The 20024-nt window shown below is 71.2% G+C and carries 16 protein-coding genes, 1 tRNA gene and 2 pseudogenes; 12 read left to right on the forward strand and 7 right to left on the reverse strand.

Features of this window, described 5'->3' with window-relative positions; all coding sequences use genetic code 11:
* The first annotated feature begins 1 nt into the window (after position 1).
* The 3 genes and pseudogenes from NXY84_RS13605 (at position 2) to NXY84_RS13615 (ending at position 2798) form a co-directional block, all read left to right on the forward strand.
* Positions 2-74: transfer RNA gene (locus NXY84_RS13605), tRNA-Asn, on the forward strand.
* A 684-nt stretch (positions 75-758) separates the two neighbouring features.
* Complete coding sequence (locus NXY84_RS13610) at positions 759-1769, forward strand: hypothetical protein (RefSeq protein WP_258723620.1); 1011 nt, start codon at positions 759-761, stop codon at positions 1767-1769.
* A 117-nt stretch (positions 1770-1886) separates the two neighbouring features.
* A pseudogene (locus NXY84_RS13615) lies at positions 1887-2798 on the forward strand (IS5 family transposase).
* Between the two features lie 16 nt (positions 2799-2814).
* Here NXY84_RS13615 and NXY84_RS13620 read toward each other — a convergent pair.
* On the reverse strand, positions 2815-3240 hold the full coding sequence (locus NXY84_RS13620; protein ID WP_258723254.1) for a hypothetical protein: 426 nt from the start codon (positions 3238-3240) through the stop codon (positions 2815-2817).
* Positions 3241-3597: 357 nt separating this feature from the next.
* On the opposite strand from NXY84_RS13620, the gene NXY84_RS13625 reads away from it, so the two are divergent.
* The 4 genes from NXY84_RS13625 (at position 3598) to NXY84_RS13640 (ending at position 6308) form a co-directional block, all read left to right on the forward strand.
* Positions 3598-3906, forward strand: coding sequence for a hypothetical protein (locus NXY84_RS13625; RefSeq protein WP_258723621.1), 309 nt, complete (start codon positions 3598-3600; stop codon positions 3904-3906).
* Positions 3900-4820, forward strand: coding sequence for a hypothetical protein (locus NXY84_RS13630; RefSeq protein ID WP_258723622.1), 921 nt, complete (start codon positions 3900-3902; stop codon positions 4818-4820). Before NXY84_RS13625 ends, NXY84_RS13630 begins: the two co-directional genes overlap by 7 nt.
* Before the next feature lie 37 nt (positions 4821-4857).
* On the forward strand, positions 4858-5541 hold the full coding sequence (locus NXY84_RS13635) for an SAF domain-containing protein (RefSeq protein WP_258723623.1): 684 nt from the start codon (positions 4858-4860) through the stop codon (positions 5539-5541).
* A gap of 575 nt (positions 5542-6116) precedes the next feature.
* Positions 6117-6308 carry a hypothetical protein gene (locus tag NXY84_RS13640; RefSeq protein WP_258723624.1) on the forward strand — a complete coding sequence of 64 codons (192 nt, stop codon included), beginning with the start codon at positions 6117-6119 and terminating at the stop codon, positions 6306-6308.
* Positions 6309-6424: 116 nt separating this feature from the next.
* On the opposite strand, the gene NXY84_RS21875 is transcribed toward NXY84_RS13640, so the two are convergent.
* The gene (locus NXY84_RS21875; protein ID WP_396126227.1) at positions 6425-7426 is read right to left on the reverse strand and encodes a hypothetical protein; all 1002 of its coding nucleotides are present in this window, start codon (positions 7424-7426) and stop codon (positions 6425-6427) included.
* 132 nt (positions 7427-7558) lie between these two features.
* A complete protein-coding gene (locus NXY84_RS13650) occupies positions 7559-8737 on the reverse strand; it encodes a GGDEF domain-containing protein (RefSeq protein ID WP_258723625.1) in 1179 nt (392 codons plus the stop codon).
* Positions 8738-8968: 231 nt separating this feature from the next.
* On the opposite strand from NXY84_RS13650, the gene NXY84_RS13655 reads away from it, so the two are divergent.
* The gene (locus NXY84_RS13655) at positions 8969-10990 is read left to right on the forward strand and encodes a SpoIIE family protein phosphatase (protein WP_258723626.1); all 2022 of its coding nucleotides are present in this window, start codon (positions 8969-8971) and stop codon (positions 10988-10990) included.
* Between the two features lie 177 nt (positions 10991-11167).
* Positions 11168-12829 carry a SpoIIE family protein phosphatase gene (locus tag NXY84_RS13660; RefSeq protein ID WP_258723627.1) on the forward strand — a complete coding sequence of 554 codons (1662 nt, stop codon included), beginning with the start codon at positions 11168-11170 and terminating at the stop codon, positions 12827-12829.
* A gap of 588 nt (positions 12830-13417) precedes the next feature.
* Here NXY84_RS13660 and NXY84_RS13665 read toward each other — a convergent pair.
* Entirely contained in the window at positions 13418-14170 is a 753-nt protein-coding gene (locus tag NXY84_RS13665) for an NAD(P)-dependent oxidoreductase (RefSeq protein ID WP_258723628.1), read from the reverse strand.
* 94 nt (positions 14171-14264) lie between these two features.
* Here NXY84_RS13665 and NXY84_RS13670 point away from each other — a divergent pair, with 94 nt between their 5' ends.
* Complete coding sequence (locus NXY84_RS13670) at positions 14265-14960, forward strand: TetR/AcrR family transcriptional regulator (RefSeq protein WP_258723629.1); 696 nt, start codon at positions 14265-14267, stop codon at positions 14958-14960.
* Positions 14961-15280: 320 nt separating this feature from the next.
* Here the strand turns inward: NXY84_RS13670 and NXY84_RS21920 are convergent, their stop codons facing one another.
* From NXY84_RS21920 to NXY84_RS21880, 3 genes and pseudogenes are all read right to left on the reverse strand, one after another.
* Positions 15281-15616 (reverse strand): zinc finger domain-containing protein, encoded by a 336-nt coding sequence (locus NXY84_RS21920; RefSeq protein WP_425322222.1) that lies wholly within the window; start codon positions 15614-15616, stop codon positions 15281-15283.
* The gene (locus tag NXY84_RS13675) at positions 15616-17160 is read right to left on the reverse strand and encodes a CYTH and CHAD domain-containing protein (protein WP_258723630.1); all 1545 of its coding nucleotides are present in this window, start codon (positions 17158-17160) and stop codon (positions 15616-15618) included. Before NXY84_RS13675 ends, NXY84_RS21920 begins: the two co-directional genes overlap by 1 nt.
* Before the next feature lie 232 nt (positions 17161-17392).
* Positions 17393-17548: pseudogene (locus NXY84_RS21880) on the reverse strand (hypothetical protein); the annotation flags it as partial.
* Positions 17549-18186: 638 nt separating this feature from the next.
* On the opposite strand from NXY84_RS21880, the gene NXY84_RS13680 reads away from it, so the two are divergent.
* Both NXY84_RS13680 and ppk2 read left to right on the forward strand, forming a co-directional pair.
* Entirely contained in the window at positions 18187-18657 is a 471-nt protein-coding gene (locus NXY84_RS13680; protein WP_258723631.1) for an ATP-binding protein, read from the forward strand.
* A 411-nt stretch (positions 18658-19068) separates the two neighbouring features.
* Complete coding sequence (ppk2, locus tag NXY84_RS13685; protein ID WP_258727212.1) at positions 19069-19977, forward strand: polyphosphate kinase 2; 909 nt, start codon at positions 19069-19071, stop codon at positions 19975-19977.
* The last annotated feature ends 47 nt before the right edge of the window (positions 19978-20024 follow it).

Genomic DNA, 20024 nt, shown 5'->3' on the forward strand with positions numbered 1-20024 from the left:
ATCCCTCGTAGCTCAATTGGCAGAGCATCCGACTGTTAATCGGACGGTTACTGGTTCGAGTCCAGTCGAGGGAGCTGCACGACAGGCCCCTGACCAGCGGAGACGCTGGGCGGGGGCCTTCGCTTTGCCCCGTCGTGCAATAGCCGTGCAATAGCGGCGTGCTGCAGAGTCCGCTGAGGGCCCCTCCCGCAGGCACACGGGAACCCGCCGGGAGTGGCGCATGTCACACACGGCGCAGGGGTCGGAAGCGGCGGAACGGTGCCGACGCGGGCCTGCCGCGGGCCGTGCTACTGCGCCCGGCGCACGACCCGCTTGCCGATGCCGAGCTCGGATCGCCGCGCTGCCGGCGGCGCCTGCTCAGCGACGGCCCGCGACTCCGTAACCGGCCGGACAAGCTGTGCCAGGTCCGCCTCGGTGATCCGGATGACGCGTGAGCCGATCTTGATGGCATGCAGCTCGCCAGTCGCGATCAGGCGTCGTACGCCGCTCGGACACGTGCAGGCGGTCGGCGACCTCAGAGACGGTGAAGCACTCCTGAACCGTGGTCACTGCAACCTCCGATGCGGGTCCGGGGCCTGATGGCGCTCCTTCGCTCGTCAGCATCCCGAGGAGCGATAGACGCCGCGATGACGAGCCGGTGCCGTCATTGAGCACGGCCTGCCCGTCATCGCGGCAGGGCCCGGGACGTCCGGCCGTCATCGTCGGGGCTATACCCGTCCGTCAACGTCTCCCGTGTCCGACGACCCGAGGAGGCCACCATGACGTGCAGCACCGGACCAGACCACGGCAGGTCGACACTCACCACGCCCCTACGCATCGTTCGAGACCGCGATCGTCTGCTTCGGGTTCTCGCGATCATCGATTCCGATGGTTGGGAGTCGCCCGCCGGCACCGCTCTGCTCGAGTACGTGCGCACCCAGCTGGCGCGGCCTCTGGCGATCGACCTCGGCGTGCGCGGCGCGGCAGCGTCTCAAGCTGAGGCGACGGCGTGGGAGGCGGTCTGGGTGGCAATGACGAAGCCGTCACTGCGGTCGGCCGGCTCGCCGTGGGGAGTGCTATGGCAGGTCGCTCGCCGGGCCGTGCTCGGCGAGGTCGTCGCTGCGCAGCTCGCAACGAACGAGCGCCGCGCGCGCACGCTCGCCGCCGCTGTGCGGGCAGGAGAGCTGAGCCCACCGATCGCCCTCGAGGTGATCATGGCCGAAGGGTACGAGCCCGCGAGCGGGGACTTCGGACCCGTGGGAGAAGTCGTCTGGCGAGAGCTGCTCGCGTCCGCGGATCGCGCGTTGGTCGACGTAGGGTGGCCGGCCGATGAGGCGGCGAGGATCGTCGACGCGGTGCTGTGCATGCCGACGACGCCGGAATCGCGGTGCACGATCGTCGGCTGGCGGCTGCTGGCGGTCGACCTGGGTGTGCCGCCGTGGCAGGCTCGCCGCCTCGCACTCGCTCTGCGCGGCACCGCCTCGGCACCGGGAGTCCTGCCGCGACTGGTGACCGACGGGGAGTCCGCACTGTGCGACGAGCGCGTGCGGAACGCTCTGCTGGCGACGCGGGACCGGTCCCGCACCTCGACGCCGGACGTGAGCGACGCCGAGCCGCGTAGACGTGCGCCATGCACAGCCGGCCTGCCCGTGGAGATATCCACAGATTCGGGTGTGGCGGGCGCATGTTGTCCCTCCCCTGCGCCTACCTGCTGTCATGAGGACTGCGCGAGTGCACCCAAGTGCGCCGAGGACCGGGGTTCCCGGCTCGCCCGGTTGGGTGTGGAATAGGAACCAGCCGGTCCGTGTCGACGGCGAGCAGGTGGGTCACGTGCGGTCCGCAGGGGGCGGTGATCGCCGATGAGTTAGGGCGCGTCTCCCAACCTCCGCTGCGGTCGCCGGGATGCTGTGCGGGTGTCTCGTCGTGCGGTGTTGACCGATGCTCAGTGGGAGCGGATCGCTCCGCTGCTGCCCTTGGACGTGGGCAAGCCGGGACGCCGGTTTCGCGATCACCGGCAGGTGGTCGAGGGCATCGTCTACCGGTACCGGACCGGGGTCGCCTGGCGCGATCTGCCGGCGGAGTTCGGGCCGTGGCAGACGGTCTGGAAGCGACACGCCCGGTTCTCCAGGGACGGGACCTGGGACAACGTCCTGACCGAGCTGCTCGCCCAGGCCGACGCGGCCGGTGACATCGACTGGGCGGTTTCGATCGACTCCACGATCAACCGGACCCATCAGCACGCCGCGACCCTGCCCCGCACCACGGGGGGCAGGCGCGAATCACAGGAATCAGTTATCGGAGCCGGCTGACCATGCGATGCGATCGGCCGGTCCCGGGGCGGGCTGTCCACGAAGATCCACCACGCGGTCGACGGCCGAGGGCTCCCGCTGGTCGTCATGGTCGGACCGGGGCAGGGCGGCGATGCCCCGATGTGTCTGCCGGTCCTGGACGCGATCCGCGTCCCGCGCCTCGGACCGGGCCGTCCGCGCACGCGCCCGGACTCGGTGCTGGCGGACAAGGCGTACTCCTCCCGGGCGATCCGCACCGAGCTGCGCCGTCGTGGGATCGTCGCGGTCATCCCCGAACCGCGCGACCAGCAAGGACACCGCAAGAGGCGCGGCTCACGCGGCGGTCGGCCCGTCACCTATGACCCCGACGCCTACCGCGGCCGCAACGTCGTCGAGCGGTCCTTCAACGCCCTCAAGCACTGGCGCGGCCTCGCCACCCGCTACGACAAGCTCGCCCTGACCTACCGCGGCGGCGCCGTCCTGGCCGCGATTCTGGCCTGGCTCCGCGCACCGTCGGGTGCGAGGCCCTAGCCAGTCGCTGCGGCTGTCACAGGCTGAACCAGCAGTACACGTGCCCTCCGTCGGCGCGTGCCTGGCGCGCGAGTGCGGAGAGCTCACGGGCGAACGTGGCCAGGTCTGCGGGATCGGCGCCCTCCAGCTCTTCGGTCTGGGACCAGGGGACGACGACCTCTTCAAGCCGGCTGTCACTCACTTCGGCGAGGACCCGGGCCAGCTCGTCCGTGATCCGGAGAACGAGCTCTTCACCTCCGTTACGGTCCGCGACCGGCGACGTCGGTGCGTCGTCGAGAACCTCCTCGAACGTCCTGCCCGTCAGCAGTTCCTCGAGCGTCCCCAGATGCACGACCGGCTCGATCCCACCGCCGTCCACCGCGTGCGGCGGGATCGAGCCCCCGTGAACCAAGGCGGCGGCATCGTCCGTCAAAGCGACGAAGTACTCGGTGAGCAGACCCATGGCCTGATCATGCCGCCTCGCCCTGCATCAGACGCTGACCCACACCGAACGTCGCTCGCTCAGCCCATCGCCTCGGGCCGTTAGGAGACACGTCCTAGCGGTCGAGAACCGCTCGCGCCTCGCTCGCGCTCGTGTGTCTGCTCACCGCGGGCTCGCTGGCGTCGTGCTCTCCCGGAGACGCTCAAGCGGACCCCTCGCCGACGCCGACATCGGTCGGGCCGTCGAGCCCGACATTGACGCCTACGCCGACTACTGAGCCGGATGTCGCCGCAGCTCAAACTGCGATCCTCGATGCGTATCGCGGCTTCTGGGCGGCGCAGACGACCGCTCTCAGCCGAGCCGCCCGCGGAGCTCGCTTTGCACGCAGTTGACAAGGCCTTGGCCGGCGTCGGCGAGGCGCTCTTCGAGTATCGACGTCAAGGGATCGTGATGGTGGGAGCCCCCGCACTCGACCCGGTCGTCGACACCGTCGAGCTCGCCACCTCCACCGCTCACGTCACCGACTGCGTCGACTCGAGCGACTGGACGCCAATCTTCCGTGACACTGGAGAATCTGCCGCGGCCGAGAACCAGTCCCCTCGGCTCGTCGTCGAGGCGTGGGCGATGGTCTATGACGGCCGTTGGGTCATCCGAGAGACGCTCATCCACCGGGATCGACCGTGCTGACCGGCGTGCGAGGTGTGTCCACGGCGCTGCTGGCGGCGTTCCTGCTGTGCGCCGCTGCCACGTCTGCCGAGAGCGGGCCTGCGCCCGTCTGCCCGCCCACCGTGCCGACCTGCACGGTCTCCGTTGAACGATTAGGAACACCCAGCGCCCCTGTAGCTGTCGACGAGCCCGCTCCCGGCGCACCTGGCGAGCGCGTGTGCGTTGTGGATCTGACCGGTGAGACGGTGCCGTGCCGCAACGCCTTCGGGTGGTTCAACGACTCCGACGACTGCTACTACGGCCTGCTCGATCCTCAGCCGCCAGGTGACGATCAGCTGTGGCAGGGGAACTACCCGAACGGCGCCATGTACCAGGTGAGCTGCACCGGCCCGCCGCCCGGAACGAACGGCGGCTGGACGTGGCTGCCCACGCCGCCGCCGGGCTTCGGTGGCGTCTCGGTGACTCCGGCGGAGCTTGCGTCGCGCGCTGTCGATCAGATGCAGCTCGTGGGGCCGGCGATCGGGATCACGGTCCCGCCCGACCGGCTCGGGCTGGTCGGAGTTCCCGTCTGGCTGTGGACCGAGGTCTCGCCCACCACGTGGGGGCCAAACTCGGCGACGGCATCGGTCACAGGGTTGTCGGTCACTGCCACGGCCCAGGTGTCGGAGATCCGGTGGGACATGGGCGACGGCAACGCGGTCGTGTGCCCGAACGCCGGGACACCCTGGTACGAGGGCGGCATCGAGTCCCCGACCTGCGACCACATCTACGAGCAGCCCTCGGTCGGTCAGCCGAACGACGCGTACACGGTCACCGCGACCTCCACCTGGGACGTCACCTGGAGTGGTGGAGGCGCGTCCGGATCACTGACACTCACGCGCTCGTCGTCGACGACGGTGCGCATCGGCGAGCTCCACGTGCTCGTCACCGGTTGAGACCCCGCCCACGCGGGCACGTCATCGGAGCACCACCATGACGACAGGCACCACCCCCGCCTCCACGGCCGCGAACGGCCGGACAACTGCTCCGCTGCGCGCACCCGTCCTCATCCCGCCGAGGGCGCGGCGCCGGCCCGGGCTGATGGTGGCCGGCATCGTGCTTGCGGTGGTTGGCGCGCTCGGGGCGGCGTGGCTCGTTGCGTCGGCCAGCGACCGGACGGCGGTCGTCGTCCTCGCCCGCGACGTTCCCTACGGCGCGACGTTGACCGAGCAGGACCTGACCGTCGGGGACGTGGCGCTGGACCCGACGATCGAGTCGATCCCCGCCGAGCAGCTCGAGGGGCTCGTGGGGCAGGTCGCGGGCGCGACGTTGGTGACCGGTTCTGTGCTGGCACCCGCGCAGGTGCAGCCAGCCGGTCCGCCACTCGCCGGCGAGGTGCTCGTCCCCCTCCCCCTCGACCCGGCGCGCATGCCCGCTGGCGGGCTGACCGCTGGCGATCGGCTGCTCGTCGTGGACACCCCGGCCGCGCAGGCCGAACCGCCGAAGGACACCCCGGTCACGCTGGAGGCGAGCGTCGCTCGGGTCGGTGCGCCGGACCTCAACGGTGTCGTTGTCGTCGACCTCGTCGCCGCTGCCGAGGACGGCCCCGCTCTCGCGGCCCGGGCCGCGACGGGCCGGTTCGCGCTCGTCATCCTGCCTACTGGGGAGGAGCGATGACGTCGCTTACGCTCTGCTCGGCGTCCGGGGCGCCGGGGGTGACAACCACGGCCCTTGCGCTGGGGTGGGTCTGGCCGCTGGTGTACCCCGAGCGGCGGTGCTCGTCGTGGATGCCGACCCGGCCGGGTCCGGGGTTCTTCCGGGCTACCTGCGTGCCGGTGTCGTCGCGGGCGGTGGTGTGCTCGCACTCGCCGCCGAAAGGAGCCGCCCAGGACCGAACGCATTCCTTAATGAGGCGCTCGCGATCGATCCCGCCCGGACTCGCATGGTGCTGCTCGGGTTCACTTCGACCGCGCAAGCTGGGACCGTCACGCCGGTGTGGGAGGCGCTCACCGACGCGTCGCGCGAGCTGGACGCTGCCGGTGTGGACGTGGTGGTGGATGCCGGTCGACTGGGCCACCGCTACGAGCCGACCGCCCTGATCCAGGCTGCCGACGCTGTCGCGGTGGTGCTGGCCTCAAGCCTCCGCGCCGTGATGACGACCGCGGCCGCGCTGCGCGACCTGCGCGCGTCCCGCGGGCCGGGGTCGCGCACGACGGCCGTCGTAGTCGGCGAGCGGCGGCCGTACTCGGCGCGTGAGATCAGCACTGCTCGAGGTCGAGCCGCTGCTCGCTGCCGGGGTCGATCCGTGGGCGGCGGGTGTGCTGGCGGAGGCCGGGTCGACGGGCTGGAGGTTCGAGCGCTCGGCCCTCCTGCGCTCGGCTCGCGACCTGGCCCAGCACCTGCGCACGGCGGCCACGACGGTGCCGTCGGCGGTCGGGTCATGAGAGGTCGCGTCGTTCTGGGAGCCGCCCTTCCCTGGTCGTCGGGAGGAAGGCTCCCGACCTGTCGCCCTCGCCCACGCCGCCGCCGTGGTTCTCGGCGCGGTCGGAGGGAGGCCTCCTCACAGTCCACGCTCGGAGGGCTCGCGGGACTGCCTTCGTCGATGCGCGCCGCCCGGATCGTCACTACGCACGGCATCGGACCGCAACTTCCTCGAGTAGTCCACCTCTGGGTCGCCGATGTGCCCGGGCGCCGATGCAGCAAGAACGCGCTCGACGAAGGCGGAGTACTCCTCCATGTAGTGACGCAGGAAGTCGGCCGTGGAGTCGTCCATGACCTCGCCGTCGTCACCGAAGGCCGCGGGCGCGAAGGTGATGTACTGCCAGGCAGAAGGGAAGCAGCGCGATCTGGGTCCATCAGGAGGATGATCGAATGGCCACGGTCCGCGCGGATCGGCGAGCTCGTGGCGCACGCGCTTGAGGACGTCGCTGTGCCCGTGCCGGACGGTGAGGACGAACCGCTCCCCGATGAAGACCGCGATCTCGGCGACGTCGACGACATGGACCGGGTCGACGTCCCGGGCGGGCTTCAGCACGGCGAACACCACGCGCCATGGATCTCCAGCTTGGGTCGCTGGTGGGCCACCGACGACGTCGTTCACCTTCACCTGGGTCGCGTGGGCATGCACATCGTCCACGTCGGGGTCGTCTTCTCCGTCTGCGCTCGAGGCGAGCGGCTCACCGTAAGGGATGAGGGGCGCGCACTCAGCCGCCGACGTGGATGCCGGGTCGGAGGGCCGGGTCGGGCTCACTCTCGCGGAGGAACTCCCGGAGCACGGGAGCGATGTCGCCCTGTCCGAGGAGCAGGTCCCGCAACAGGTGCCCGAGCGGGTTGCCCTCGTTCCACCTGTGCTGGCACTACGGGCGCCCGTGCCGTCGCGCAGGGCGAGCAGGATCGCCGCCAGGACGTTGGGAGCGGCGGGGCTCTGGGCGCGCAGGATCCGGTGCCCGTCGACACCGACCCCACGCACCTGCAGGACGTCGTTGGAGGTGGAGGGTTCGACGACGTCGATCTCGACGAACCATCCGTCGGCGCGCCCCGGCGCGGGCCCGCTGACCGCCACGCCACGCCACGGTGTCCGGCAGACAGCCGGACGTGGTGGAGGCGCGCCACGTTGGCCACGGCGACCGCGAACGAGCGCCGCGGCGTCCCGCCATCCCGAGTCCGTCCGACCGTGACCGACGAGGTGCCTCGCTCAGGCGCGCTCGAGACGGCCTGGATCGGCGTCAGCGACGACGACGAGATCCCGCCCGGCGAGCTTCGCGTCGTACAGCGCAGCGTCCGCCGCGGCATAGAGACGATCGAGGTCGTCAGGGTCGTCCGTGTGCACGACCCCGATGCTGACCGTCATCGGGATATCCCCCGTCGGGGCGGGGAACGGCGTCTCACGGACGGCCGCGTGCACGGCTCGCGCCAGGTCGACCACGCCGTCACGCGGGCCCGAGAGCAGGATCGCGAGCTCGTCGCCCCCGATCCGGGCGACCGTGTCGCCACGACGCACGACGGACCGCACGAGTTGGGCGACGTGCACGAGGGCGGCGTCGCCGACAGGGTGGCCGTGGGTGTCGTTCAGCTGCTTGAAACGGTCGACGTCGACGAGCACGAGCCCCGCTCCCTCGGCCGGTTGCGTCGAACGCCGCCGCGCTGCTGTGTGTGCCTCTGTCCGCAGGAGCTCCGCCGACTGCTCCAGGACGCGTCGGGTCGCGAGCCCCGTCAGCGAGTCGCTCGATGCGACCTCGTTGAGCCGTTGGACGAGCTGGTCCTGATGTCGGACCGCCGCGAGCAGCGCCGTCGTCGTCATCACGACGACTGCGGCCATGGACGCCAGGTCGGCACCGGCCGATCCCGAGGGCTGCGTCGAGAGGATGATCGTGGAGGCCCCGACGAGCGCGAGGACGGCCACGGTCCAGGCCACGAGGTGGCGCAGATGCGCCGCGGCGAAGATGACGGGGAACGTGAACCACGCGAGGCCGCCGAAAGTGGAGTCTCCGCTCAGGTTCGACGTCGTGGTGTTGACCACCAGCGCGACCATGCACATCACCGTGTACGCCGGTCCGGGCACGATCTCGGGACGGCGGCGCAGGAGCAGAGCGAGCCCGAACATGATGACGGTACCGACCACGGTCCACGCGGCGCTCGCCGCTGTGCCGCGGTAGTCGCCCAGCAGCTGCGGAAGCGTCTCGAGCGCGACGGTGGCGACACCGCCCACGAGGCACATCACCGAGGCGGTCCGCCCCGCGGCGACAGCGTCGCGGGGGCTGAACAGCTCGAGGGCGCGCACGTCGACCCATCGGCTCGCCGGCGCGCCGCTCCAGGCGTTCGGGGCGATGTCACCCACGTCCGTGCCGGTCCGGGCCGCCGGAGCGTCCTCCACGTCCGGCACCGTCCTCAGTCGTGTGGGTGGGAACGAGCAGCCCACGGTAGCGACGCTGGGCTTGCCTGTGTGACGCGTTGGACCGGCACCACCGCAGAACGCACGGCGGCCTTTGGGGTCTCGGTTCGCCGGAAACGTGACCGCACGACCACTTCGGAGTGCGGCATACCGGTCGATGGGTAGTGCGGCGTACCCGACCGGGCGTCCCGACGACAGCGGAGGTGGGGCGCAGTGCAGAGCTTCCGGTCACGTGGCGTCATCCTGGCTGCTTCCTTCCTGCTCGCCTACACGTTGGCGGCGGTGGTGGGGCGTCGCACCGTCCTGGAGGGCACGGACGTGTCCCTGGTGTGGCCTGCGGCCGGCGTGGCAGCGCTGTGGGCGGTGATGCGCGACCGCCGCCGACCGGCCGTGGTCGAGGTCCTGGTCGCAGCGTTGCTGACGTGGGCGGTGAACTCCTCGACCGGTTCGACGGGTTGGCAGGCGGGCGCAGCGCTCAGCGCCGGCGCCGTCCTGCAGGTGATCGTGTTCGGCGTCCTGACCGCCCGGTGGTGCCCGCGTCTGTGGGCTAGCCGTGGCCGGGCGCTGCGCCGGGAGGACCTGTGGTGGCTCCTGCTCGCCGCGTCTCTCAGTGCCGCTATCTCGGCCCCGTTGGCCGGCGTGGCCGAGACCTGGGACGGCGACCCCTGGACATCGTCGGTGCTGTGGACGTGGCTGGCTCGCAACAGTGCGAGCGCCCTCGTGGTGACCACGACGGCGTTGGTCGTCCGACGGTGGTGGACCAGCGAGCGCCATGGACAGGTAGGTCTCGCGGCACTCGTGTCTGCCTCGCGGGTTCGCGAGTACCTCGCGGTCGTCGTGCTCTCACCGGTGCTCTACGTGGTCTGGTTCGTCCAGCTGTCGGACCTGCCAATCATCTTCCCGCTCATCGCCGTAACGGTGTGGGTGGCCACGCGTCTGCACACCACCTTCGTCGTGCTGCACGACGCTGCGATGGGCGCGACGGCCGTCGGTCTCACCCTCACCGGGATCGGCCCGTTCGCTGCGGTCGCCGACCCCACCAGCGAGGTCCTCGTGGCACAGGTCTACCTCGCGATGGTCTCCGTCATCGGCCTCGCACTGGCCCTCACGCGAGACGAGCGGAATGCGTCCATGCGCGACGCCACCGCCGCCCGCGCCGCCGCCGAGAACCAGGCCGAGCTACTCCTGACCGTCATGGACACCATGGACGAGGGCATGGGTGTCATCGACGCCGACGCCCACTTCATCCTCCGCAACGCGACGTCCGCGCAGATCCTCGGCGGCAGGCGCAGCACCACTGAGGCCGTCGGGAGCGGCTCCTTCTACGGGTTCCACCACCCGGACGGCACACCGATGGCCCACGACGACCTCCCGCACGTGCGCGCTCTTGCCGGCGAGGTCATCCGCGACGTCGACGTCTTCGTCCGGAACACCGGAGTCCCGCAGGGCCGGATCGTGAGCTTCAACTGCACGCCGCTGCCCGCAGAGTCCGGAGGTGGTGTGGTGGTCATGCTGCGCGACGTCACCGCGGCCCGCAAGGAGCTCGAGCTCGCCGCACACGTGCAGGCCAGCCTCCTCCCGACCACGGCACCGAGGCTGCCGGGCTACGAGCTGGCTGCCGCGTTCGTGCCCGCCGGCTCCGTGGGCGGTGACTTCTACGACTGGCAGGCCACACCGAAGGGCGTATGCCTGACCCTGGCCGACGTCATGGGCAAGGGCGCCGGCGCCGCCATCCTCGCCGCCACGCTGCGCTCCGCACTTCAGGAGCACGACCCCGCGGAAGATGTCGACCACGTCCTCAACCGCACCGAGACCCGCCTCGAGCCGGACCTGCTCCGCGCCGGGGCGTTCATCACCGCGACCCGCATCCTGCTGGACGCACCCAGCGGCGAGCTCACCTACGCCGACGCCGGCCACGGCCTGACCATGATTGTCCGAGCCGACGGAAGCGCCGCGCGGCTGCCGAGCGGTGGTCCACCCCTCGGCCTGGTCACCGGCGCGGTGCGCACGCGACGTCAGGACGCCCTGGAACCCGGCGACACGCTCGTGTCGTTCAGTGACGGCGTCCTGGACACCATCGGCGGCACGCTCGACGACCTCTCCGTGCTCGGCAAGCTCGTGCATGGCAGCCCCAGCGCCCAGCACGCCGTGGACGCCGTCGTCGAACGCGCGAAGCGCACCGCACCGCTGCCCGACGACGTCACCGTCCTCGCGGTCCGCCGAGGCGCGCGGTAGCGACTCACGCACTGACGGGTTCCGGCGGCCACCGACGTCCACCGCACGCCGGCCCACGGCTACGCTCTCTCCACGCTCCACCGGCAAGAAAGAGGTCTCATGTCCGGTGCCCCGCTCGAACCGGCGACTCCACAGGCACCTCCCCCGCGTGAGAGGGCCGGTGCCGCGCACAGGACGGTGCGGCTGCTGGACACGATGCCGACCGCCTTCTTCTCCCTCGACCGGCAGTGGTGCTTCAGCTACGTCAACGACCGCGGCGAGCAGCTGCTGGGACGCTCTCGTAGCGAGCTCCTCGGGGCGCACCTGTGGGACCTGTACCCCGACGAGCGCGGCTCGATATACGAGACCAGCTACCGCGAGGCGATGCGCACGGGTCGGACGGTCACGTTCGAGATCCACAACCCGTCGACCGACGCGACGTACGAGGTGCAGGCCTGGCCCGGTGAGCACGACCTCGCGGTGTACTTCGAGGACGTCACCGAGCGCCGAGGCGCCCAGGACGCACTCGCGCGCAGCGCACAGCGCGCGCAGCTGGTCGCCGACATCGCCTCCGAGCTGGCCGAGCTGCTCGACGCCGAGCAGGCTCTGACTCGGCTCGCCCAGCGGCTCGTACCTACCCTGGCGGACTGGTGCGTGGTGAGCCTCGTGGATGACGACCAGTACGCCGGGAACTGGCAGTCCATGACCGACCTCGGCTGCGCCCACATCGACCCCGACGCGTTGCCTCTGGTCGAGCGGTACGTCAAGCTGCGCCTCGTCGAGCTGGACGGGGGCGCCAACGCTGCGGTGCGTCGGGCGTTGGAGAGCAGCGAGGTCATCGGCGTCGAATCGGGTGCCACGGAGGCGATCGCCGGATCGCTCCGCAGTGCAGAGGCGCGTGAGGTGGTTCGAACCCTGGCGCCCGACAGCGCCACGATGTTCGCGCTCCGCGGACGTGGCCGGACGACCGGGATCATCACCCTGTTCAACGGTGCGGATCGCGGCCCGATCTCGCCGGACGACCTCGAGACGGTCCGCGAGGTCGCCGCTCGCGCCGGGCTCGCGCTCGACAACCTGCGGCTCTACCGCGAGCAACGCTCCCTCGCCGAGGGACTGCAGCGCTCCCTCCTGACTGCGCCGGCCCGACCCGACCACCTGCAGATCGCCGTGCGCTACGTCCCCGCCGCCGAAGCCGCGCAGGTAGGCGGCGACTGGTACGACGCGTTCCTGCAGCACACCGGTCAGGCCGTCCTCGTCATAGGTGACGTCATGGGTCACGACACGAACGCCGCCGCAGCCATGGGCGAGCTGCGTTCGGTGCTGCGGGGGGTCGCGCTGGCGAGCGGCGGCGGACCTGCCGCTGTCCTGACGCAGGTGGACGAGGCGCTGCACGCACTGCGCTCCCCCACGATCGCCACGGCCGTCGTCGCCCGCGTCGAGCAGACACCCGACCAGCTCGCGCGCGGCGAACACACCGTTCGCTGGTCGAACGCCGGTCACCCCGAGCCCATCGTCTTGCAACCCGACGGCCACGCGGCCCCCCTCGCCGGCGCCGGTTCGAACCTGCTGCTCGGCGTCCAGCACACCGCAGCTCGCACCGAGTCCACCGCCACCCTGCCTGAGGGCTCGACGCTGCTGCTCTTCACCGACGGCCTGGTCGAGCGCCGGGACGAGCCGCTGCCCGAGAGCCTGCGTCGCTTGATGGACACCCTCGAAGCCCTCCACGACCGCGCGCTCGAAGAACTGTGTGACCAGGTGCTCCGCACCATGCTCGCCACCACTCCACGGGACGACGTCGCACTCGTGGCGATCCGGCTCCACCACCAGGACCGAGGAGGCCCGCACCGCGCACCCGTGTGACGTCCATATGGGAGGCGAGACGCGCTCTGCCTAGCCGCCGTCAGGACGATCTCTCGGTGCTCCAGCCGGCGGCGTCGCCCAGGGAAGCCACCGAACTCGAGCGTCCCCTCGCCTACCTGCGAGTGACGCCTACACCCGACTGCTGGTACGCCCCGGGCGCAGGACGACCCTCACGCCCGACCGAAGGCGCCCGCGACCGGTAGCGCGGCGGTCGACGTCGCGGATGTCCAGCCGGCGTCGGCCCGCGGGGCGATTCCCGAGGGTCTCGCCGTCCACGGTGTGAGCGTCCGATCCCTCGGCGCCCAGCGCCGCCGGCGTGGTACGCCAGACGATCATCCAGCGTCAGGTGGTGACGCTGCTGAGCACCTGTCCTCCCTCCCACGGACACACGTGCCGCTTCGAAACCGATAGGTCCACACCCGTCCCGCCATCGGCGCCCACGGTTGGGACACTGTGGGCGCGGCGCTGCTGCGGTAGATCGGTGCTCGGCTGGTGCGTCCGCTGGCGATCGATCTCGGCATGCGCCACGCCGCGGCATCGCACGCGGAGGCGGCGACCTCGGTCCCACGTCGCGCAGGCATCCCCGCGTCACGGCGCTGGAGCCGGACTGACCGGTCTGGTGGCCGTGAGCGCTCGCTGGGCTGACGGAGCTGCGCGGCCCACGATCGCCGGGGCAACCCCGACGAGCGAGTCGTCGGTCAGCGCTTCGACCATGAACATCGCGAAGTCGACCCGTCGGGTCTTGTTGCTCGCCAGTGCGGGGTCGCCGACGTGGCGGCGCCAGATCGGCAGCCCCTGGCTCTCGCCCTCCTCCAGGTCGCTGCCGCGCACGACGGTCCAGCGCGTGGCGCTGGCGAAGATCCGCCGACACGCCTCGACCTGGTCGTCCAGGTCGGCGACACGGAGCAGCCGGGCCACCGGGCCGAACACCCGCACGGTGGCGCGCAGCCGCAGCGAGTAGCGGTCGCGGCCGTCGGCGGAGATGTGCCAGCCGCAGGAGAACACGAGCCGGGCGCCCGGTGCCGCGTGGTCGAGCACGGCCTGCGCCGTGCCGGTCGAGTAGCCCGTGAGGCCCCACGGGACCAGGACGGTGAGCACGCCGTCGCAGCCGTCGACGGCGCGCGCGATGACGTCACGGTCGTCTGTCGCGCCCGGGACGACGGTGATGCGGCCGGCGAAGTCGTCGAGCTTGGGCACGCTCTGCTCCCGGCAGACTACGACGACGTCGTAGCCGCGGTCGAGCGCGTGGCGGACCATGTACCGCCCCAGCTTGCCGGAGGCTCCGACGACGCAGACCCTCCGGGCTGGTGCGGGGGCTGCAGGATCGTCAGGCTGGCTCATCTCGGTCTCCTCGTCGTCGGCTTACGGATGTAAGGCCGGTGACCCGACGCTAGTCTTACGGGCGTAAGGCCGTCAATCGTCCGGAGGACCCGCCGTGCCGTCGCCTTCACTCCGCCGCCCCGCACTGAGCCGCGCCCGGATCATCGAGGCCGCGGTGCAGGTGGCTGACGCCGGAGGCGTCACCGCGGTCACGATGCGCCGCGTGGCCGAGCACCTCGGCGTCGAGGCGATGTCGCTGTACCACCACGTCGCGAACAAGGACGTGATCCTCGACGCGCTCGTCGAGCACGTCTTCGCCGAGATCGACCTCCCCTCTGTCGGCGAGGAGTGGCGGACGGCGATGTGCCGCCGGGCGGTCTCCGCACGTGCCGCGATCCGGCGCCACTCCTGGGCGCTCGGGCTCATGGAGTCCCGGCTGAACCCCGGGCACTCGACGCTGCGACACCACGACGCCGTCCTCGGCTGCCTGCGCAACGCCGGGTTCTCCGTAGCCGAGGCAGCGCACGCGATCTCGCTGCTCGACAGCTACATCTACGGCTTCGTCCTGCAGGAGACGAGCCTGCCTTTCCAGACCAGCGCCGAGCTCGAGGAGGTCGCCGCAGGCCTCCAGGCCGCGATGCCGACCGGGGAGTACCCCCACCTGACTGAGCTCATGGTCCAGCACGCGCTGCGGCCCGGCTACGCCTATGCCGACGAGTTCGACATCGGGCTCGACCTGATCCTCGACGGTCTCGCGCGAAGGCTCGCCACCCGGCAGATCGACGACGAGGCCATCGATCTGACCGCGTAGCGGTCGCATGCGCGCCACAGCGGCATGCCCTGCAGCGGGCGGCTGCCGACGAGCTCATCGTCGCAGTCGTCGACGCTGGTCACAGACAAAGACCGCCGATGGGAGGTGGCATGGCAGCCTGCAGTCGCGGAGCGTCGGGGGCAGATCGTGCTGCCCCTGCCGACGGGGTTGCGTCGCGTCGGCAGGGGCGCTCGCACCAGGGTGGGCGATGCACGACGTCGGCGCATCTGGCCGGTGCGAGCGCTCGGCTCAGCGAGAGCGGATGCGGTGCCGCGCACGACACCCATCGCCCCCGGGCGTCGGTGATGCGACGTCAGCGCCTAGTTGTCGGCGGGGGCGGCGGTGAGGGTCTGGAGGTAGGCGGCAGTGCGGCGTCGATGGGTGCGTCGGGGCAGGCGTTCGCTGGTGCGGCACAGCTCCCGGACACGTGCAGAGCAGCGGGGGCACGGAACAGCGAGGGCGGGGTCGTCTCGGTCAGGCTCACGGTCCTTGTCGACGCTCATGGTCCCCATGGTGCTCGCCAGCGCTCGTCGAGGCCAGGGGCACGGCAGCTGCTCCATGAGCCGCACGGCGTGTCGGCGCGAGCCGTGGTCGGTGCCGGAGGCGCACGGACGTGAGCACGGGTGCAACTGGGTCGGCGCCTCGTCGACGGACATCAGCGGAGCCAGCGGCGCAGCCGCTTCTTGCTGGCCTTGGCCCACACGGACGGCAGCCGGTCCTCCATCTCGCGGGCGCGGACCTCTTCCAGCGCGTGCAGCCTGCCATAGGTGAACGCGGCACTCGGGTCGGAGGTGCTCTCGGCCAGCTCGCGGAGGTGTTCACGCAGGACGACGGAGTCCTGGTGCTGCCCTAGGAGCTCCTGCGTGCTCTCCATCGCGGCGGCGAACGCCCGGGCCTGGGGCCCGAACACGTCTCCGGCGAGCTCTGCTGCGTACCGGGCCTGCTTCGCGGCCTTGCGCGCGTCATGCAGGAGCTCGGCGCGTCGTTCGGCATCGGTGGCGGCGCCGGCGCGCTCGACGAGCCGCCGGACTCGGGCGTACTCCCCCGCAACGCCCCGCCGCAGCGCCTTCCCGGCAGGCCGAGCGCCGCGCTCGGTCGTCGGAGGGCTCGAGACGAAGGCCTCGAGCGCGTCGAGGAGCCGGTCGTACCGCTCGCCGTCGAGCTCGGCGAGCACCGCCACGCGTGCGGCCTCGTATGTGGACCGCAGCGAGGAGTCCGCCTCGGACGGGTCCGCGGCGGGGAGGGCTCCGATGACGCGCTCGTGCATCACCTCGGCGTCGCGGACCTCGCCCAGGACCGCCGCCAGCCACTTCAGCTCTGTGCGCAGCGGCCCGACGACCTCCGGGGCGAACGAGGGGCGGAACGTCGCCAGGGTGCTACGCAGCCGGCGGGTCGCCACGCGCATCTTGTGGACGCTGCCGGGTACGTCCATCCGCACCGGGAGGTCCTGAGATCGCAGCTGCTCGAGCTGGTCGCCCACGTAGACCAGGGCGACACTGCTCGTCGCGGACTTCGCCGAGGTGCGCTTGCCCTTCTTCCGACGGGGGCGCTCTGGGCGCAGGTCAGCACCGAGGACACGCGCCAGCTTGGAGACGTGCGGCGCACCCGTGAGGCCGCGCGCGCTCAGCTCCCCGGCTACCGCGGTCAGGACCTCGCCGTCCCCGTCGAGCGCTTCAACCTCGAGCTCGCGCCACGCGATCTCCGGGCCCGTTGCGTCACCCGGGCCCTCGAGGGGAAGGACCCGCCGGGCGCTGACGCGGTCGTCCGCGACCTCGAGCGCTGCGTGAGCCGTCGCGTCGAACAGCCGGTGCACCGTCCGCCTGGTGGTGACCTTGGCGACCGCGACGAGCGGCCGACCCTGGACGCGAGCCCGCACAAGACGCTGCAACGCGTCCGGGATCGTGCCCCCGGCACGCCCCGGGGGCAGGCGGACCTCGGTGCGCTCGGACTCACCGCTCGGGATCTTGAGGTGCCAGCCGGAGTCCCTGCCCCCGACCCGACGACGCAACGTCAGCCCGTGGCGCGCCAGATCCAGGTCGGCGGTGTCGTAGTACGTGGCACGCAGCACCTGCTGGTCGGGCTCACCCTCGATCAACCGGGCGCTGCGGTCCCGGGGTTCCGCGAGCTCGAGCAGGCTCGGCACCTCGAAGCCGTCGTCGACAGAGAACTTGACCTCGACCTCTCGGTACACCTCAGGCATCCCTCAGTCATACCGCAGAACCACGGCATCGGCTCACGCGCCGGCGGACCGGGCCCGCACGGCCAGGTCCGCCGTGGCGGGTCAAGACTCCTGGCCGGCGTAGTCGGGCAGCTTGAAGGTGCGCTCGGCGTGACCGCCCGCAAGCTTGTGGTCGTTGTTGCCGATGTTCGCCAATCGTGAATCCTTGCCATTCGATCGCGGTCCGGTTGGCCGTCTTCAGGGCCTCGTCCGAGCGGAAGTCGAACCACCCGCGCCTGTACAGCCCGTCGCGCGGGTAGACCGCCCGGTCAAGGTTGGGCCGAGTCCAGGCGCGCAGGATCTCCGGCCGGGCCGTCACGAAGAACACCGCCGCTCCTGCGGCGTCCGCCGGCTGCGCGAGCTCGAGCACACCGGGCGTCGCGGGGCTCCTCAGACCGGGGCGTTAGGTGGTTTGCAGCGCCGTGCTTGTCGAGGTCGAGCACGACCGCGGTCCGAGCCCCCGACGCGTCGGGCAACCGGGTGGCGAGGTAGGCGGCTGCTTCGCCGGTCACGGCCCGGACCTCAGCGGTCCACTGCTCGTACGGCGGAAGAGCGAGCGCCTGGACGTCCCGCGCGGTCAGTGGCCCGGGTCGTGTCGGGTCCGTGGACGAGCCCGCCGCCGGCCCGCTCTCCGGCCCGCAACCGAGGCCGGAGAAATCCCCGCTCCCATGCCTACCGCCACCGCGGGGACGACTGCTCCCCAACGAAGTCCACGCATGTGTCCGCCGCCCCCTTGGCCGCACCGCTGAGTGGTGAACTCGGACGAATGCCGCCAGGCATCGCCGCCGCGAGACTCGCACGCCCGAGGAACGTACTCACGCGTAACAGCGCCGGGCCGGGGAACGATGGCGGTACACCGCGCGAACGGGACGTGATTCCCGCTCGCCCTCCGCCGCCGCTGGGTGCGAGCCCCGCGTACCGCCGTCATCCGGGGGCGGGTCTCGGGTAAGACTGTGGAGGACCCCGGCCAGAACGGCCGCGGTCAGGCTCGGGGGGGCCACACGACACATGGAACATGTTGCGCGCGCAGAGCTGTCCTTGGTCACTCGTGCCCGTCGTCGGGTCGCCGACCACGCAACCCGGTGCGGAGCGTCGGCGGAGCAGAGCTTGGACATCGAGCTCCTCGCGAGCGAGATCGTCACGATCGCCGTCGTTCACGGCGCACCTGCTGGTCAGGTGCGTATCGCGACGGACCACACCAACGGCACCTTCACGGTCTCGGTCAGCAACCAGAGTCGGCGCGAGGTGGGGCATCCGCGACCCGCAGACCCGGCTGGACGCAGCCTGTGGATGGTGGAGAGCCTTGCGGCGTCGTGGGGGATCACCGCGGATCCTGACGGGAAGGTGCTGTGGTTCTCCGTCGAGCTCGACCCTTGCCACGAGCGGCTGGCACGCCGCCTCACCGCAGATCCCCCTCACTCCCGGCGCCCAGGAGCCGAACACTGGCTGAACAGTGTCCCTCAGCAGCGCTGCCCCTGACACCGCCGGACCATCTGCTCTAGCGTCCCGACCTGAGCCCCGCCAGCACCGCATCGCACCGAAACGCAGGCTTCCTCGACCGGCACGCCTTCGACGTAGGACCGCGCACCCGGCCGGGGCGCTGAGCGCGATCACGGGAGCGGAGCGAGACTGAGGGCTCATCCACCGAAGGCACGACACGCACTGTGCCCACCCGCACAGACACAACAGCCTCGCCGGCTCCGGAGGTGCACGGTGATCGAGGACGACCCGATCAGCAGCGATCCCGCCGCGGGCGAGCCCAGGACCCCCGGAGAGCCGGCGGACGGGGCGGCCGCGGACGCCGCGCCGGACGACCGGTACCGCCGTCACCTGGCGCAGAACCTCCAGCTCGCTGCGCGGGCGGCGCCTGCCGAGGTCGTGGACCGAGTGATGCCCGGTGCGCTGGACGTCGACCTGTCGCAGCTGCGCGTCGAGGTCGACGACGAGGGCGAGCCGTTGCTGCTGCGCGCCGACGGCAGCGTCATCGACACGTGGCGCGAGGGCTACCCGTACCCCGAGCGGATGACGCGCCGCGAGTACGACCTGGTCAAGCGCGCGCTGCAGATCGAGCTGCTCAAGCTCCAGAACTGGATCAAGGACACCGGCGAGAAGCTCGTCATCCTCTTCGAGGGCCGCGACGCCGCGGGCAAGGGCGGCACGATCAAGCGGTTCACCGAGCACCTCAACCCGCGGGGGGCGAGGACCGTGGCCCTCGAGAAGCCGAGCGAGCGCGAGCGGGCGCAGTGGTACTTCCAGCGCTACATCGCCCACCTGCCGGCCGCCGGCGAGATCGTCCTGTTCGACCGGTCCTGGTACAACCGTGCGGGCGTCGAGCGGGTCATGGGCTTCGCGACGCCCCTGGAGTACCTCGAGTTCACCCGGCAGGCGCCTGAGCTCGAGCAGATGCTCGTGCGCTCCGGCATCCACCTGGTCAAGTTCTGGTTCTCCGTCTCGTGGGCCGAGCAGCGCACCCGGTTCCTCATCCGCCAGATCGACCCCGTGCGGCAGTGGAAGCTCTCCCCCATGGACATCGAGTCCCTGGACCGGTGGGACGCCTACACAGAGGCGAAGGAGGCGATGTTCTTCTACACCCACACCGCCGACGCCCCGTGGACCGTCGTCAAGAGCAACGACAAGAAGCGCGCCCGGATCGAGGCCATCCGCCACGTGCTCGCCCAGTTCGAGTACGACGGCAAGGACCACGCCATAGTCGGCACACCGGACCCGCTGATCATCGGCCCCGCCCAGGTCGTGCCCGGAGCGGCTGACGAGGGCGCCCGACCGTTCCCGATGCCCTGACCCGGTGCGGAGGCCCTGCCGGGCTCGACGCCCCCTTCGGAGATCTG

This window comes from Cellulomonas sp. NS3 (assembly GCF_024757985.1).
In the GTDB taxonomy this organism is placed as follows: Bacteria; Actinomycetota; Actinomycetes; order Actinomycetales; family Cellulomonadaceae; genus Cellulomonas_A.

Coding starts and splice junctions, on each gene's coding strand:
- NXY84_RS13610 (WP_258723620.1), top strand. CDS start 759: ATGACGTGCAGCACCGGACCAGACCACGGCAGGTCGACACTCACCACG.
- NXY84_RS13620 (WP_258723254.1), bottom strand. CDS start 3,240: ATGGGTCTGCTCACCGAGTACTTCGTCGCTTTGACGGACGATGCCGCC.
- NXY84_RS13635 (WP_258723623.1), top strand. CDS start 4,858: ATGACGACAGGCACCACCCCCGCCTCCACGGCCGCGAACGGCCGGACA.
- NXY84_RS13665 (WP_258723628.1), bottom strand. CDS start 14,170: ATGAGCCAGCCTGACGATCCTGCAGCCCCCGCACCAGCCCGGAGGGTC.
- NXY84_RS21920 (WP_425322222.1), bottom strand. CDS start 15,616: ATGTCCGTCGACGAGGCGCCGACCCAGTTGCACCCGTGCTCACGTCCG.
- NXY84_RS13675 (WP_258723630.1), bottom strand. CDS start 17,160: ATGCCTGAGGTGTACCGAGAGGTCGAGGTCAAGTTCTCTGTCGACGAC.
- NXY84_RS13680 (WP_258723631.1), top strand. CDS start 18,187: ATGGAACATGTTGCGCGCGCAGAGCTGTCCTTGGTCACTCGTGCCCGT.
- ppk2 (WP_258727212.1), top strand. CDS start 19,069: ATGCCCGGTGCGCTGGACGTCGACCTGTCGCAGCTGCGCGTCGAGGTC.